This window comes from Pseudomonas sp. GXM4, from assembly GCF_008923895.1.
GTDB lineage: Bacteria > Pseudomonadota > Gammaproteobacteria > Pseudomonadales > Pseudomonadaceae > Aquipseudomonas > Aquipseudomonas atacamensis.
Map to the genome: position 1 here is coordinate 1 of NZ_WBRZ01000139.1, position 14,928 is coordinate 14,928.

17 protein-coding genes are annotated in these 14,928 nt (G+C 61.9%); 8 read left to right on the top strand and 9 right to left on the bottom strand.

The genetic code is table 11. The features are described 5' to 3' along the window. Nucleotides 1–59 precede the first annotated feature (59 nt). A complete protein-coding gene (locus tag F8N49_RS17185) occupies nt 60–989 on the bottom strand; it encodes a zinc ABC transporter substrate-binding protein ZnuA (RefSeq protein ID WP_041476478.1) in 930 nt (309 codons plus the stop codon). 57 nt (nt 990–1,046) lie between these two features. On the opposite strand from F8N49_RS17185, the gene F8N49_RS17190 reads away from it, so the two are divergent. The 4 genes from F8N49_RS17190 to F8N49_RS17205 are packed head-to-tail and all read left to right on the top strand — an operon-like array spanning nt 1,047 to nt 3,846. After that, the gene (locus F8N49_RS17190) at nt 1,047–1,529 is read left to right on the top strand and encodes a Fur family transcriptional regulator (RefSeq protein WP_151551963.1); all 483 of its coding nucleotides are present in this window, start codon (nt 1,047–1,049) and stop codon (nt 1,527–1,529) included. Further along, nucleotides 1,529–2,314 (top strand): zinc ABC transporter ATP-binding protein ZnuC, encoded by a 786-nt coding sequence (znuC, locus tag F8N49_RS17195; RefSeq protein ID WP_122751333.1) that lies wholly within the window; start codon nt 1,529–1,531, stop codon nt 2,312–2,314. Before F8N49_RS17190 ends, znuC begins: the two co-directional genes overlap by 1 nt. Continuing rightward, nucleotides 2,307–3,095: a zinc ABC transporter permease subunit ZnuB gene (gene znuB, locus F8N49_RS17200; protein WP_016772340.1), complete on the top strand. Its 789-nt coding sequence runs from the start codon at nt 2,307–2,309 to the stop codon at nt 3,093–3,095. Before znuC ends, znuB begins: the two co-directional genes overlap by 8 nt. A 37-nt stretch (nt 3,096–3,132) precedes the next feature. Next, the gene (locus tag F8N49_RS17205; RefSeq protein ID WP_016772339.1) at nt 3,133–3,846 is read left to right on the top strand and encodes a PA5502 family lipoprotein; all 714 of its coding nucleotides are present in this window, start codon (nt 3,133–3,135) and stop codon (nt 3,844–3,846) included. 80 nt (nt 3,847–3,926) lie between these two features. Here F8N49_RS17205 and katE read toward each other — a convergent pair whose 3' ends face one another. After that, nucleotides 3,927–6,068 carry a catalase HPII gene (gene katE, locus F8N49_RS17210; protein WP_024014993.1) on the bottom strand — a complete coding sequence of 714 codons (2,142 nt, stop codon included), beginning with the start codon at nt 6,066–6,068 and terminating at the stop codon, nt 3,927–3,929. Nucleotides 6,069–6,330: 262 nt separating this feature from the next. Here katE and F8N49_RS17215 point away from each other — a divergent pair, with 262 nt between their 5' ends. The 3 genes from F8N49_RS17215 to F8N49_RS17225 all read left to right on the top strand — a co-directional run bounded on the left by F8N49_RS17215 (nt 6,331) and on the right by F8N49_RS17225 (nt 8,847). Continuing rightward, nucleotides 6,331–7,338: a methionine ABC transporter ATP-binding protein gene (locus F8N49_RS17215; RefSeq protein ID WP_073470783.1), complete on the top strand. Its 1,008-nt coding sequence runs from the start codon at nt 6,331–6,333 to the stop codon at nt 7,336–7,338. Further along, nucleotides 7,338–8,012, top strand: coding sequence for a methionine ABC transporter permease (locus F8N49_RS17220; RefSeq protein ID WP_016772337.1), 675 nt, complete (start codon nt 7,338–7,340; stop codon nt 8,010–8,012). The genes F8N49_RS17215 and F8N49_RS17220 overlap by 1 nt, the downstream gene beginning before the upstream one ends. A 64-nt stretch (nt 8,013–8,076) precedes the next feature. Further along, nucleotides 8,077–8,847 carry a MetQ/NlpA family ABC transporter substrate-binding protein gene (locus F8N49_RS17225; RefSeq protein ID WP_151551964.1) on the top strand — a complete coding sequence of 257 codons (771 nt, stop codon included), beginning with the start codon at nt 8,077–8,079 and terminating at the stop codon, nt 8,845–8,847. Between the two features lie 280 nt (nt 8,848–9,127). Here F8N49_RS17225 and F8N49_RS17230 read toward each other — a convergent pair whose 3' ends face one another. Genes F8N49_RS17230 through F8N49_RS17250 form a run of 5 tightly spaced genes read right to left on the bottom strand, consistent with a single transcriptional unit; the run spans nt 9,128 to nt 13,036 of the window. Further along, nucleotides 9,128–9,763 (bottom strand): SCO family protein, encoded by a 636-nt coding sequence (locus F8N49_RS17230; RefSeq protein WP_122748192.1) that lies wholly within the window; start codon nt 9,761–9,763, stop codon nt 9,128–9,130. Beyond that, nucleotides 9,760–10,659, bottom strand: coding sequence for a heme o synthase (gene cyoE / locus F8N49_RS17235; RefSeq protein WP_122612891.1), 900 nt, complete (start codon nt 10,657–10,659; stop codon nt 9,760–9,762). The genes F8N49_RS17230 and cyoE overlap by 4 nt, the downstream gene beginning before the upstream one ends. Beyond that, nucleotides 10,647–11,726 (bottom strand): heme A synthase, encoded by a 1,080-nt coding sequence (locus F8N49_RS17240; protein WP_122506345.1) that lies wholly within the window; start codon nt 11,724–11,726, stop codon nt 10,647–10,649. Before F8N49_RS17240 ends, cyoE begins: the two co-directional genes overlap by 13 nt. Nucleotides 11,727–11,736: 10 nt before the next feature. Next, nucleotides 11,737–12,330 carry a hypothetical protein gene (locus tag F8N49_RS17245; RefSeq protein ID WP_151551965.1) on the bottom strand — a complete coding sequence of 198 codons (594 nt, stop codon included), beginning with the start codon at nt 12,328–12,330 and terminating at the stop codon, nt 11,737–11,739. Continuing rightward, nucleotides 12,296–13,036: an SURF1 family protein gene (locus tag F8N49_RS17250; RefSeq protein ID WP_122705386.1), complete on the bottom strand. Its 741-nt coding sequence runs from the start codon at nt 13,034–13,036 to the stop codon at nt 12,296–12,298. Before F8N49_RS17250 ends, F8N49_RS17245 begins: the two co-directional genes overlap by 35 nt. Nucleotides 13,037–13,106: 70 nt before the next feature. Between F8N49_RS17250 and F8N49_RS17255 the strand changes: the two genes are divergently transcribed. Beyond that, nucleotides 13,107–13,310, top strand: a complete 204-nt coding sequence (locus tag F8N49_RS17255; protein ID WP_016772330.1) for a twin transmembrane helix small protein — start codon at nt 13,107–13,109, stop codon at nt 13,308–13,310. A gap of 9 nt (nt 13,311–13,319) precedes the next feature. Here F8N49_RS17255 and F8N49_RS17260 read toward each other — a convergent pair whose 3' ends face one another. Beyond that, nucleotides 13,320–14,207, bottom strand: coding sequence for a cytochrome c oxidase subunit 3 (locus tag F8N49_RS17260; protein ID WP_071173967.1), 888 nt, complete (start codon nt 14,205–14,207; stop codon nt 13,320–13,322). A 25-nt stretch (nt 14,208–14,232) separates the two neighbouring features. After that, nucleotides 14,233–14,784, bottom strand: coding sequence for a cytochrome c oxidase assembly protein (locus tag F8N49_RS17265; RefSeq protein WP_016772328.1), 552 nt, complete (start codon nt 14,782–14,784; stop codon nt 14,233–14,235). Nucleotides 14,785–14,928: the final 144 nt, after the last annotated feature.

Consider the following 14,928-nt stretch of genomic DNA (forward strand, 5'->3'; position numbering starts at 1 on the left):
ATTTTGCTGACTGACCCACCGCTTTCGCGAGCAGGCTCGCTCCCACAGGGTTTGTGTTGTTACAGCGACTCCAGGCACCCGGCCAGATCATTGCCGAGTTTTTCCAGCACCTGCTCATAGCCCTGAGCCGTCGCCGGGGTGTACCCGCCCAACGCATCCAGTTCCGCCAGCTTCACCGGCAGGCCAGCCACCAGGGTTTCCGCCAGGCGCGGACGCAACGGCGGTTCGCTGAACACACAGGTCTTGCCTACTTCCTGCAAACGCTTGCGCATCGCCGCGACGTGCTGGGCGCCGGGCTGTACTTCGGCGGCCACCGCGAACACGCCCGCGTGCTTCAGGCCGTAAGCGTCTTCGAAATAATCAAAGGCCTCGTGAAAGACGAAGTACGGCTTGCCTTCGACATTGGCCAAACGCGTCTTCAAGCGCTGATCCAGCGCATCCAGACGTTCATCGAAGGCTTTGGCATTGCTCTGATAGCGCTGGGCATTGGCCGGGTCGGCGGCGCTGAGGTCGGCGGCCATTTTGTCGGCGATCACCCGCGCATTGACCGGTGACAGCCACAAATGTGCATCCAGCGAGCCGGGGCGATGATCGTGATCATGCTCGTCGGCTTCTTCGGCATGGGAATGGTTGTCCGCGCCGAAATGCCTCAGCTTCAGGCCTGGCAGATCCTGCACCGCGACGCTCGGCAGGCTGCGACCGCCGAGTACGCGCGGCAGGAAACCTTCCATGTCCGGGCCGATCCAGTAGAGCAGATCGACCGATTGCACCTTCCGTACGTCGGATGGGCGCAGGGCGTAATTGTGCGGCGAGGCCCCCGGCGGCAGCAGCACCTCGGGAATCGCCACGCCGTCCTGCACGGCAGCGGCAATCAACTGCAACGGTTTGATGCTGGTGAGCACTTTGACTTCGGCCTGAGCCGTACCGATCAGCAGAAAACTGGCAACAAAAGCCACAAAAACAGAAAAAAGTCGGGACACGATGACCACTCAAGGAAGCGAGAACGGGTAACATAATAACGTCTCCAGCAAATCTCGTCGCCGCTCATGCCTATTACACCGATTGCCAGCCGTCCCCACGACCACTCCCATTGCGTGCACAGCGCTCTGTCCGAGGCCGATACCTTGTGCGCGAAGAAAGGTTTGCGTCTGACTGCCCTGCGCCGCCGCGTGCTGGAACTGGTCTGGCAGAGTCACAAGCCACTGGGTGCCTACGACATCCTTGCGGTGCTCAGCGAGCAGGACGGCCGCCGCGCCGCGCCGCCTACGGTGTACCGCGCACTGGATTTCCTGCTGGAAAACGGCCTGGTCCATCGCATCTCGTCGCTCAACGCCTTCGTTGGCTGCGTGCATCCTGAACACGCGCATCAGGGCCAGTTCCTGATCTGCCGCGAGTGCCACGCCGCAATCGAACTTGAGCAAAAAGTGATCAGCGACGCGATCATCAGCAGCGCCAAAGACGTCGGTTTCATCGTCGAAGCGCAGACCGTCGAAGTGGTCGGCCTGTGCGCCGGTTGCCAGGGGGCCTGATGAGCAATGCGCTGATCCGTCTGGAACAGGTCGCCGTCACGTTTGCCGGGCAGACCGTGCTGGACAACATCGAGCTGAGCGTCGAGCCGGGGCAGATCGTCACCCTGATCGGCCCCAACGGCGCCGGCAAAACCACGCTGGTACGCGCCGTGCTCGGGCTGTTGAAGCCAAACAGCGGCAGCGTCTGGCGCAAACCGAAACTGCGCGTCGGCTACATGCCGCAGAAGCTGCATGTCGACCCGACCCTGCCGCTGTCAGTGCTGCGCTTCCTGCGCCTGGTGCCTGGCGTCGATCGTTCGCGTGCCTTGGCCGCATTGAAGGAGGTCGGCGCCGAACACGTGATCGACAGCCCGGTGCAGAGCGTTTCCGGCGGCGAAATGCAGCGCGTGCTGCTGGCTCGGGCACTGCTGCGTGAGCCTGAGCTGCTGGTGCTCGATGAGCCGGTGCAGGGCGTCGACGTGGCCGGGCAGGCCGAGCTGTACAGCCTGATCACCCGGCTGCGCGACCGCCACGGTTGCGGCGTGCTGATGGTGTCGCACGATTTGCATCTGGTGATGAGCACCACCGATCAGGTGGTCTGCCTCAACCGCCACGTCTGCTGCTCCGGGCACCCCGAGCAGGTCAGCGGCGACCCGGCATTCGTCGAGCTGTTCGGCAGGAACGCGCCGAGTCTGGCGATCTATCACCACCATCACGACCACGCCCACGACCTGCACGGTTCGGTGGTCAAAGGCCCGCTCGGCGGGCAACCTCATGTTCATGGAGACGGCTGCAAGCATGGCTGATTTTCTTTTGTATGCCCTGCTTGCAGGTCTGGCCCTGGCGCTGGTGGCCGGACCGCTCGGCTCGTTTGTGGTGTGGCGGCGCATGGCCTATTTCGGCGATACCCTGTCCCACGCCGCACTGCTCGGCGTGGCGCTGGGCTTTTTGCTGGACGTCAGCCCGACGGTGGCGGTGACGGTCGGTTGCCTGCTGCTGGCGGTGCTCTTGGTGACGCTGCAACAGCGTCAGCCGCTGGCGTCCGACACGCTGTTGGGAATTCTTGCACCGAGCACGCTCTCTCTCGGCCTGGTGGTACTAAGCTTCATGCATGAAGTGCGGATCGACCTGATGGCCTATCTGTTTGGCGACTTGCTGGCAATCAGTCCGAGCGACCTGGCGTGGATTCTCGGCGGCACCGCGGCGGTGCTGGTGTTGCTGGTGACGCTGTGGCGGCCGCTGCTGGCGGTCACCGTGCACGAAGAACTGGCGCGGGTCGAAGGCTTGCCGGTTGCGGGTTTGCGCTTGGCGCTGATGCTGTTGATCGCGGTGGTGATCGCCGTGGCGATGAAAATCGTCGGGGTGCTGCTGATCACTTCGCTGCTGATCATTCCGGCGGCTGCGGCACAGCGTCACGCCCGTTCGCCGGAGCAGATGGCCTTGGGGGCGAGCCTGCTGGGCATGCTCGCGGTGTGCGGCGGGCTGGCGTTGTCGTGGTTCAAGGACACCCCGGCGGGGCCGTCGATCGTGGTGACGGCAGCCGCGCTGTTTCTGTTGAGTTTTGTTCTGCCCCGTCGTGGGGTGTAGACTTGGCCGCTTTTTGCGCAATTAGAGAGTCGCAGGAATGAAGCCGTTCGCCTCCCGTTATCTGCTCCTTGTCGCATTTTCAGTGCTGCTGGGCGCCTGCCAAAGCACGCCGCCGGTGGCTGAAGTCCCGGACGCGCGGGCTACGGCCATCGCACAGCTGGAGCAAAGCCTCGCCAGCAGCGAACTGGCCACCGCCGAAGACCAGTTGGCCGCCTTGCAGGCCGCGACCCCCAACGATCAGTCCCTTGAGCAGTACCAGCGGCAGCTGGCCGAAGCGTACCTGCGCCGCAGCCAGATCGTTCTGCAGAAAGGCGATGTCAACGCTGCCGCCACCGCGCTCAGCCGCGCCCGTGCTCTGATGCCCAAGGCGCCCGCGCTGACCGGCGGCGTCAACGGCGCGATCACCGAAGCGCGCAAGGCCGAGCTGGAAAAGGCTGAGGCCGCGCTGCTGGCTGCCGAAGCCAGGCCGAAAGCCAAGGTCATCGACCCGACCGCCGAGAGCACCACCGTTGCGTTGAACATCGGCGATATTCACAAGCTGCAACGACAACTCGATGCGATCGCCGCCGATGTGGTGAATTACGAATGCGCCGTCAGCATCCAGGCGCCGCGCACCGCGGATTATCCGTGGCTGGCGACGTTGCTGAGCAAGCGAGTCAAGAAGCTCGATCCTGATTTTGATTTGCAGATCGAGAAGCAGATCTTGCGCACGGTACCGGCGCAGATGGTTTTAAGCCCGCGTAAACCATAAAAAGATCGCAGCCTCCGGCAGCTCCTACATGGGATCGAGTACATCCTGTAGGAGCTGCCGAAGGCTGCGATCTTTTGCTTTTACGCTGGAATCGCCTTGGCCTTAGGCTCCCGCGCCCAGACCCGATGCTCGCCAATCGCGGCGAAGAACGGCTTGGTCAACGCCCCCACATCCGCGCCCTGCAACAGCCCCGCATCCGCGTCGAGCTTCAGCAAGTCCTGCAACTGCTTGGCCTCGCCGTGCAGCGCGATCGCCTTCAGGTGCTTGTAGGCCTCCAGCAGATAATGCAGCGCCACGCCGTCGCCGCTCAACGCGGTAATCGACGCCGCGCCACCCGGTACGAACACCGCATCGAACGCAATTGAAGGCATGCCTTCCATCGACGCATCCACCGGCAATGCCTTGCCGTCAGCGGTCTTGACTGGCGCCGAGGTCGGGCCGAGCAGTTTCGCGTGGGCGCCCTCGGCTTCCAGCGCTTTTTTCATCGCATCGATGGCCGCAGCATCAACACCATTGGCAGCAAGGATTGCCACTTTGCGCGTTTTGATATTGCCTGGTAGCAGGTTGGCCTGGCTCAGCGCTGGCGACTGCTCCAGCGAGGTCTTGCGCACTTCGACCGTGCCTTTGGCTGGCGCCGGCAAGCCGAGGTTTTCCGCCACGCGTTTGGCCAGGGTCAGGTCGATATTGGCAAGGATCTCGTTCACTTCACGGGCACGGATGAACTCACGCTCGACCTTGCCCAGCTCGAAGCTGTAGGCAGCGATGATGTGCTCTTTCTCGTGGTCGCTCATGCTGTTGAAGAACAAGCGGGCCTGGGAGAAGTGATCGCTGAACGACTCGCTGCGTTGACGGATCTTCGCGGCGTCGATGCGCTCCGGGTAGCTCTCGAAACCACCGTCCTGTGCCGCCGGCGGGGTTTCTTTCGGCCAGCCGCCGTCGATCGAGTTTGGCTCGTACGAGGCACGACCCTTATCGATGGTGGTGCGGTGCTGTGCGTCACGCTGGCCGTTGTGGAACGGCGCCACCGGACGGTTGATCGGCAGCTCATGGAAGTTCGGCCCGCCGAGTCGGCTGATCTGCGTGTCGGTGTAGGAGAACAGTCGACCTTGCAGCAGCGGGTCATTGGAGAAGTCGATGCCTGGCACGATGTGGCCAGGGCAGAAAGCGACCTGCTCGGTTTCCGCAAAGAAGTTGTCCGGGTTGCGGTTCAGAGTCATTTTGCCCAGCGGCGTAATCGGAACGATTTCTTCGGGGATGATTTTGGTCGGGTCGAGGATGTCGAAGTCGAAGTCGTGTTCGTTCTCTTCTTCGACGATCTGTACGCCCAGTTCCCACTCCGGGTAGTCGCCCATCTCGATCGCTTCCCACAGGTCGCGACGATGGTAGTCGGTGTCTTTACCGGCGAGCTTCTGCGCCTCGTCCCACACCAGCGAGCAGGTGCCGGCGGTAGGGCGCCAGTGGAATTTGACGAAGCGCGATTTGCCCTCGGCGTTGATCAGGCGGAAGGTGTGCACGCCGAAGCCCTGCATGCTGCGCAGGCTTTTCGGGATGGCCCGGTCGGACATCGCCCAGATGACCATGTGCGCCGATTCCGGCACCAGCGAGACGAAGTCCCAGAACGTATCGTGAGCCGAGCCGCCGGTGGGGATTTCGTTGTGCGGCTCGGGTTTCACCGCGTGGACGAAGTCCGGAAACTTGATCGCGTCCTGAATGAAGAACACCGGCATGTTGTTGCCGACGAGGTCGAAGTTGCCTTCATCGGTAAAAAATTTCACCGCAAAGCCGCGCACGTCACGCACGGTATCGCCGGAACCCCGTGGCCCCTGTACCGTGGAAAAGCGCACGAACACCGGGGTTTTCTTGCCCGGATCCTGTAGGAAACCGGCCTTGGTCAGCGCTGCATGGTTCTCGTAGGTCTGAAAGAAACCGTGCGCGCCGGTGCCGCGCGCATGGACAATGCGCTCCGGAATGCGCTCATGGTCAAAGTGCGTGATCTTTTCACGCATGATGAAGTCTTCCAGCAGCGAAGGCCCGCGCGGCCCGGCTTTGAGGGTGTTCTGGTTGTCGGCGATCTTCACGCCCTGATTGGTGCGCAGTGCCTGACCGGTGGCGTCCGAACGGAATTCTTCCAGGCTGTCGAGCTTGGCGTTGGTGTTGGCGCGATCCGGGGTGTCGGTTCCGGCCATCTCGCTTTTATCGGGTGCAGGCTTTTTGATGCTCATCAGACGTAAACTCCTCGTTTGGCCCCGGATGCCTTCCGCAGACCCTTGAGTGATTCCCGGGCACGGCACCCAGGGTTTCAAGTCGCTTACTTAGTGACTGATGAGCGTTTCAGCCGTTCCGTTTATCTGACCTTTGATCGCGTTATTGCCAAATTGAAGGTTAATTGCGAAATAAATGCTAAGAACCTCTATACGGACAGGCTAAAATGCGCGCCCGGCTAACCGCTGATCCTTTTCCAACGCGCCCCACAAGGTTCGCTACGTGATCGAGTTTCAAAACGTCCACAAGACTTACCGCGTCGCCGGTAAGGATATTCCCGCGCTGCACCCGACCAGTCTCGCCATCGAGAACGGCCAGGTGTTCGGCCTGATTGGCCATTCCGGTGCGGGCAAAAGTACCCTGCTGCGGCTGATCAATCGCCTGGAAGATTCCAGTGGCGGCAAGATCATCGTCGACGGCGAAGAAGTCACCGCACTGGACGCCAACGGCCTGCGCCGTTTCCGCCAGCAGGTCGGGATGATCTTCCAGCACTTCAACCTGCTCGCCTCCAAGACTGTCGCCGACAACGTCGCCTTGCCGCTGACCCTGGCCGGTGAGTTGTCGAGCAGCGAAATCAACCATCGCGTGGCCGAGTTGCTGGCGCGGGTCGGTCTGTCCGACCACGCGAAAAAGTACCCGGCGCAACTGTCCGGCGGTCAGAAGCAGCGCGTCGGCATTGCCCGTGCGCTGGCGACCAAGCCGAAAATTCTGCTGTGCGACGAGGCCACCAGCGCCCTCGACCCGCAGACCACGGCATCGGTCCTGCAACTGCTGGCAGAAATCAATCGCGAGCTGAAACTGACCATTGTCCTGATCACCCACGAAATGGACGTGATCCGTCGCGTCTGCGATCAGGTCGCTGTGATGGACGCCGGCGTGATCGTCGAGCAGGGTCCGGTGGCCGATGTGTTTCTGCATCCGCAGCACCCGACCACCAAGCGTTTCGTCCAGGAAAGCGAGCAGATCGACGAGAGCGAACAGCGTGACGATTTCGCCCACGTGCCGGGGCGTATCGTGCGTCTGACCTTCCAGGGCGAAGCGACCTACGCGCCGTTGCTCGGCACCGTCGCCCGGGAAACCGGCGTCGACTACAGCATCCTCGCCGGTCGCATCGACCGCATCAAAGACATTCCGTACGGGCAACTGACCCTCGCTGTCACCGGTGGCGACATGGAGGCGGCGTTTGCCCGCTTCACCGCCGCTGACGTTCACATGGAGGTGTTGCGCTAATGGCTGATCTGATGAGTTTCTTCGCCAATATCGACTGGTACGAAATCTGGCTGGCCACCGGCGACACCATGCTTATGCTCGGCGGTTCGCTGCTGTTCACCGTGCTGCTCGGCCTGCCGCTGGGCGTGCTGCTGTTTCTCTGCAGCCCGCGTCAGTTGCTGGAGAACCGTGGCCTCTACGCCGTGCTGTCGCTGGTGGTGAACATTTTGCGTTCGCTGCCGTTCATTATTCTGCTGATTGTGATGATCCCGTTCACCGTGCTGATCACCGGCACCTCGCTGGGTGTGGCCGGGGCGATCCCGCCGCTGGTGGTTGGTGCTACGCCGTTCTTCGCGCGTCTGGTGGAAACCGCGCTGCGCGAAGTCGATCGCGGCATCATCGAAGCGACCCAGTCGATGGGCGCGACCACGCGGCAGATCATCATGAACGCCTTGCTGCCGGAAGCCCGTCCGGGCATCTTCGCAGCGATTACGGTGACAGCGATTACACTGGTGTCCTACACGGCGATGGCCGGTGTGGTCGGCGCCGGTGGTCTGGGCGACCTGGCGATCCGTTTCGGCTACCAGCGTTTCCAGACTGACGTGATGATCGTCACCGTGGTGCTGCTGTTGATTCTGGTGCAAGTGCTGCAAATGGTTGGCGACCGTCTGGTCGTGCATTTCTCGCGCAAATAAGCGGTTTTTTAATCAAGAGGCGCGGGCCATTCGCTGGCGGGCGCCCTCACAAGGAGTCAGCTGAATGAAAAAACTGATCGCTGCTTTCGCCGCTGTTGCGGCGTTTTCGGCCCACGCCGAGACCCTGACCGTTGCCGCCACCCCGGTGCCGCATGCGGAAATCCTCGAATTCGTCAAACCGGCCCTGGCCAAGGAAGGCGTGGATCTGAAGGTCAAGGTCTTCACCGATTACATTCAGCCGAACGTACAGGTCGCTGAAAAGCGTCTGGACGCCAACTTCTTCCAGCACCAGCCGTACCTCGATGAGTTCAACAAGGCCAAGGGCACCAGCCTCGTCGCCGTGACCGGCGTGCACCTGGAGCCGCTGGGTGCTTATTCGAGCAAGCTCAAGGATCTGAAAGACCTGCCCGGCGGTGCCAACGTGGTGATCCCGAACGACGCCACCAACGGCGGCCGTGCGCTGTTGCTGCTGGCCAAGGCTGGCGTGATCACTTTGAAGGACCCGACCAATATTCTGTCGACCCTCAAAGACATCGAGCAAAACCCGAAAGACCTGAAATTCCGTGAACTGGAAGCCGCGACCATCCCGCGCGTGCTGACTCAGGTCGATCTGGCGCTGATCAACACCAACTACGCGCTGGAAGCCAAGCTTGATCCGTCCAAGGATGCGCTGGTGATCGAAGGCAACGACTCGCCGTACGTGAACATCCTCGTGTCCCGCGCGGACAACAAGGACAGCGACGCGATGAAGAAACTGGCGGCTGCGCTGCACAGCCCGGAAGTGAAGCAGTTCATTACCGAGAAGTACAAAGGCGCGGTGTTGCCGGCGTTCTGATTTGGATGGCTGCAATGAAAAAGGGGACGCCAATGGCGTCCCCTTTTTTGTGTCTGGTGTCTGGCTTTGGACCTGCTTTGAAGCTGCCCCTCACCCCAGCCCTCTCCCGAGGGAGAGGGGGCCGACCGAGGTGTCTGGCGCTATGCATCGACCTGAAAGATCCAGTCGATTATGGATTCAGCACAGCGCTTACAAGCCGGCGTATTGCTTCAGCATCCCCCAATCAGTCCCCTCTCCCTCTGGGAGAGGGTTAGGGTGAGGGGCTTTTCGCTTTCTGCGTTTATTTGCGGTTGAGCATCACCGGCAATTGCGCCACCAGTTTGGTGTTATTCAACGGCGCCCGAATAAACCCACGCTGCGTACCATCCGGCCCGATCACCGCCAGATTGCCGCTATGGTCCACCGTGTAATTCGGCTTGCTGGTATCGGCGGGAATGAACGGAATGCTCACCGCGTTCGCCACCTTCTGCAGCTCCTCGATAGATGAAGGCGTCAGGCCAATGAACTGCGGATCGAAGTAGCCCAGGTACTGTTTCAACTGCTTCGGCGTATCGCGGTTGGGGTCAACGCTGACCAGCACGATCTGCAACTTGTCCACAGCCTCTTTCGGCAATTCACTCTTGATCTGCCGCAGTTGCGCCAGGGTGGTCGGGCAGATGTCCGGGCAGAAGGTATAACCGAAGAACAACAGACTCCACTTGCCTTTCAACTCGTCGATGGCAACTGGTTTGCCGTCCTGATCGGTCATGGTCACGTCCGGCAGGTTGCGGCTCTGCGGCAGCAGGATAATGCCGGCGTCGATCAGCGCAGTCGGATCGCCCTGGCCTTTGCCGTTCAGCACTTTATTCACGGTAAGCCCGAGGATCAGCGCGATCACGGCGACGAGGATGAAGACGGTTTTCTGGGTTCGGGTCATAGGTTCAACAGTAAGTAGTGGTCTACGAGCAGGGCGATGAACAACAGGAACAAGTAATAAATAGAGTACTTGAAGGTGTTGATCGCCGCGTGCGGCCGAGTGCCACGGTACAGCACCACGGCCCATTGCAGAAACCTTGCGCCCAACACCAGCGCACAGACCAGATACAGCGCGCCGCTCATGTGAATCACGTACGGCAGCAGACTCACTGCCAGCAGCGCGAAGGTGTAGAGCAGAATGTGCACTTTGGTGTAGTGCTCGCCATGGGTCACCGGCAGCATCGGAATGTCGGCCTTGGCGTATTCCTCTTTGCGATGAATCGCCAGCGCCCAGAAGTGCGGCGGGGTCCAGGCGAAGATGATCAGCACCAGCAACAGCGGTTCGGCGCTGACATGGCCGGTGGCGGCGGTCCAGCCCAGCAGCGGCGGCGCGGCACCGGCGAGGCCGCCGATGACGATGTTCTGCGGCGTCGCACGCTTGAGAAAACCGGTGTAGACCACCGCATAACCGAGCAGCGAGGCGAGAGTCAGCCAAGCGGTCAGCTGATTGGTGAAGGTCAGCAGCAGCGCCTGGCCGAGCAATGCCAGCACCAGGGCGAAGGTCAGCGCCGCCGCAGGTGAAACCCGGCCTTCGGCCAGCGGCCGTTTGTGCGTGCGCGCCATTACCGCATCAATGCGCCGATCGACCACATGATTGACCGCCGCCGCGCCGCCGGCGCACAAGGCAATGCCCAGATTGCCAAACACCAGCACTGTCCACGGCACCCCGGCGCGGGTGGCGAGGAACATGCCGACCAGCGAGGTGATCAGCATCAGCACCACGACTTTCGGTTTGGTCAGCTCCAGATAATCGCGCCACAGCGCTTGCGCTGCACGCTGGCCGATCAGACTCGCCATGGCGTTTCTCCTTTCAATGCGATGGGCGCGACGACAGGTTTGTGCGCACTCAAGCGCCAGCGCACCAGCCCTGGTTGGCTCACCCGCAACAGGCTGGTGCGCGCGTGATAATTGACCAGCACCAGCGTCAGTAACAGCGCCGCGCCGCCGGCGTTGTGCGCGACGGCCACCGGCAGCGGCAGATGAAACAGCACGTTGCTGATGCCAAGGGTGATCTGCGCGGCGAGGGCGATCAGCAGCAACCCGGCCAGTCGGGTCATGCCCACCACCTTCAGTTGCCAGGCCAGACCGAGCAGCACGACCGTCACCAGCAAAGCGCCGATGCGGTGGGTCAGATGAATGGCCGTGCGCGCATCGCTATCGAGTTGTCCGCCGAGATAATTCGGGCCGATGTGCTGGGTCAGGTGAAAACCATTGGCGAAGTCCGCCGGCGGCAGCCATTGGCCATGGCAGGTGGGGAAGTCGATGCAGGCCACCGCTGCGTAGTTGGAACTGACCCAGCCGCCCAAGGCGATCTGGCCGATCACCAGCAGCAGCCCCGCCGTCGCCCAGTATTGCAGGCGCTTGGGTACGGTCAGCGCCGGCAGCACGCCGGACAACCTCAGCGTCAGCAGGAACAGCAGACTCAACGTGGCAAAGCCGCCGAGCAAATGCCCGGTGACCACTTGCGGCCAAAGCTTGAGCGTCACCGTCCACATACCGAACGCCGCTTGGGCGATGACCACCGCCAGCAGAAACAGCGGCAGTTTCACCGGCTGGCCCGGATGGCGCCGGTTGACCCAGGCGCGCCCGGCCAAAACTGAAATCAGCAAGCCGAGGGTGCCGGCGAAGTAGCGGTGAATCATCTCGTTCCAGCCCTTGTGTGCCTCCACTGGCGCGTCAGGGAAATGCAGTTCGGCATGGGCCAGTTGCGCCTCGCTTTTCGGCACGCTGATAAAGCCGTAGCAGCCTGGCCAGTCCGGGCAGCCGAGGCCGGCGTGGGTCAGGCGCGTATAGGCGCCGAGCAGCACCACAATCAGCGCCAGCAGGGTGGCAAACAGCGCGAGGCGAAATCCAGGTTTGGCCATGACGATGCCCTCATCCGATGTTCGACAGTTTCAGCAGATGCCGCAGGTCGTTAAGCAGATCCTTGCCCTTCACATTCGGCTCGTAACGCAGCACCAGATTGCCGTGCGGGTCGACGATCCACAGCTGCGGCACGGCTTTGTCGCCGGTGGTCCTGACGAACACCCCGGCATCCAGCGGATAGCGCTGCAACTGCGGATATTCACGGTCGAGTTTCGCGGCGTAATCAGCGCTCAGTGGTTGCGCGGCGGCGAGGGCGTGGCTGGCGCGCCCGGCTTCGCGGCCGAGGCTGATCTGGATCTGCCGCGCCAGATAAACCAGTTGCTGGCAATCGACGGCGCAGTCCTTTGGCGCCGTGACCAGAATCTGCCAGCGCTGCTCATCGGCCTGCACGCCGAGGTCGGCGCGGGTCTGGCCGTTGCCGATCAGCTCGCCGTGGTAGCTGCGTCCTTCCGGCACCCAGAACTGCAATTTGTACATGCCGGTGGCGAGCAGCATCGGCCCGACCACGCCAAGCACGATCAGCAACAATTGAATGCGCCCGCGCCGGCGGCTGGGAACGGGTTTGGCCTCAGACATGCTGGGTGGATTCATGACGCTTCCCATGGCGTTTCTCCTTTGCGTGGTGCCAGCCGAAATAGAGGTAAAGACCGAGCAGGGCCGTGGCCATGGCGAACCATTGCACGGCGTAGCCGAGGTGTTTTTCCGGGCCCATCGCGACTACCGGCCAATCGGTCTGGTAGCTGGCCGGGCCGGGTTCGGCGCGTAATTCGTAGGCGAAGCCGTCGCGCTCCAGGGTTTGCCACAATTTGCCCGGCTCGACGGCGGTAATGGTTTGCGGCCAGACATGGCTGACCGGATCGGCGTGCAACTGGAACGTTGCGCCGGGGGCGACATAGACCCAGGCGTCGAGCGTCAGCGCCTCGGCCGGTGTCGTGAATTGCGGCGGCACGCGCCGATCGGGCCATGGCAGCCAGCCGCGATTGACCAGCAGCCAGAGGCCGCTGCGTTGGTCCTGAAACGGTTGCAGCAATTCGACGCCGACCTTGCCGCCACGCTGGCGGTTGTCGAGCAACAGCGTGTGGGCGGGGTCGAACTGGCCGTGCAGGCGCACGCGGCGGTAAGCCGGGTCGACGCTGCCAAGCAGTTCACCGCTGGCCAGCGGTTCGGCCATGCGACGTTCGGCATAACTGGCCAGCAGCGCGGTTTTCTCCGCGCCCCGGCCCAGTTGCCAGAAGCCCAGCGCAACCATCAGCGGCAGCAACAGCGCCACCACGACAGTGGGAATCACGCCCGGGCGAAAGCGCTTCATGGGCGCGCCATAAAGTCAGTCATCGCGATCGCTATACTCAAGTGCATCGCCTGTCCCCCGGAGTCTTGCCATGTTCAAAGCAGCGATCGTCCTGATGCTGATTGCCACGGTCGTCAGCCTGTTCAGCGGCCTGTTTTTCCTGGTCAAGGACGACAGCAGCTCCAATCGGCTGGTCATCGCCTTGAGTGTTCGGGTGGCACTGGCCGTGGTCACCGTCGGCCTGATGGCCTGGGGTTTCTACAGCGGCCAGTTGGTGTCCCATGCGCCCTGGTAGCGCCAGCAGTCAGAGGACGTAAACGAAGAAGAACAAACCGATCCACACCACATCGACGAAGTGCCAGTACCAGCTCGCCGCTTCGAAACCGAACTGGTGCTCGTTGTCGAAGTGGCCCTTCATGATGCGCATCAACATCACGAACAGGATGATCGTGCCGATGGTCACGTGGGCGCCGTGGAACCCGGTAAGCATGAAGAACGTCGCGCCGTAGATGCCCGAGCCGAGGGTCAGCCCCAGCTCTTTATAGGCGTGGATGTATTCCTCGGCCTGGAAACCGAGGAACGCGATGCCCAGCAGTACGGTAATCGCCAGCCACAGTTTCAGCGCACCGCGATGGCCTTTCTTCAGCGCATGGTGGGCGATGGTGATGGTCACGCTGGAGCTGACCAGCAGGATCGTATTGATCAGCGGCAGGCCCCACGGGCTGATGACGTCCTTGGGTGGCGGGAACAGTTTCGGGTCTGGTGTGTGCAGCAGCGGCCAGACAAATTCGAAATTCGGCCAGAGCATATGCGCGATGCCTTTCGGCCCTTCGCCGCCCAGCGCCGGCCCGGACACGTGGCGGACGTAGAACAGCGCGCCGAAGAAGGCGACGAAGAACATCACTTCGGAAAAGATGAACCAGCTCATGCCCCAGCGGAACGAGCGGTCCAGCTGTGGGCTGTACAACCCCGCGCGACTTTCCTTGATCACCGCACCGAACCAGCCGAACAGCATGTACGCCAGCAGCAGGCCACCGACGAAAAAGATCAATGGGCCGTGGGAGTCCGGGCGTGCGGCCTTGAGATCGTTGAACCAGGTGGCGAGGCCGTACACGGTGACGAACATCCCGAGCGTGGCGATGATCGGCCATTTGCTCTGGGCCGGAACGTAATAATGCTCATGAGTTGCCATTTATTGTTCTCCTTATCGGCCACGCTCAACCGCCAGTGTTAACAGCCACCGGCGGATGTCGGGCGGTGATATCGAACAGCGTGTAGGACAGCGTCAGGTGCTTCACTTCCTTGGGCATGTCGCGGTCAACGATGAAACGCACCGGCATTTCGATCTGTTCACCGGGCTGCAGCACCTGCTGGGTAAAACAAAAGCATTCGGTCTTGTGGAAAAACGCCGCCGCGTTGCTCGGCGCGATGCTCGGCACCGCTTGCGCACTCATCGGTTTGTCGGTGGGATTGCGCGCGATGAACACCATCTCGTTCACCGCGCCGGGATTGGCGGTCAGCTCGTCGTGTTTCGGGTAAAAGTCCCACGGCATGTCGGCGGTGTTGGTCGAGAGAAATTGCACGCGCACCTGGCGCGAGGTGTCGACCACTTGCTCGCCTGCATACTGGCCGCCGGTCTTGCCGTTGATGCCGAAGGCTTTGCACATCACGTCGTAGATCGGCACCAGGGCGAAACCGAAGACGAACATCGCCACCACCACCAGCAACAGGCGGGTGACGAGTTTCTTCAGCGAGATCGAGTCAGCCATGATTCATGCCTCCCTCGTGTTCCCTGGTGGCCGGTGATGCTTTTGTGGTGAGGGGATTCATCCCCGTTGGGCTGCGAAGCGGCCCTGAATCCAGCGCACACGGTCTACCTGATGAATTTCGATTGCAGGTTTTGGGGCTGCAGC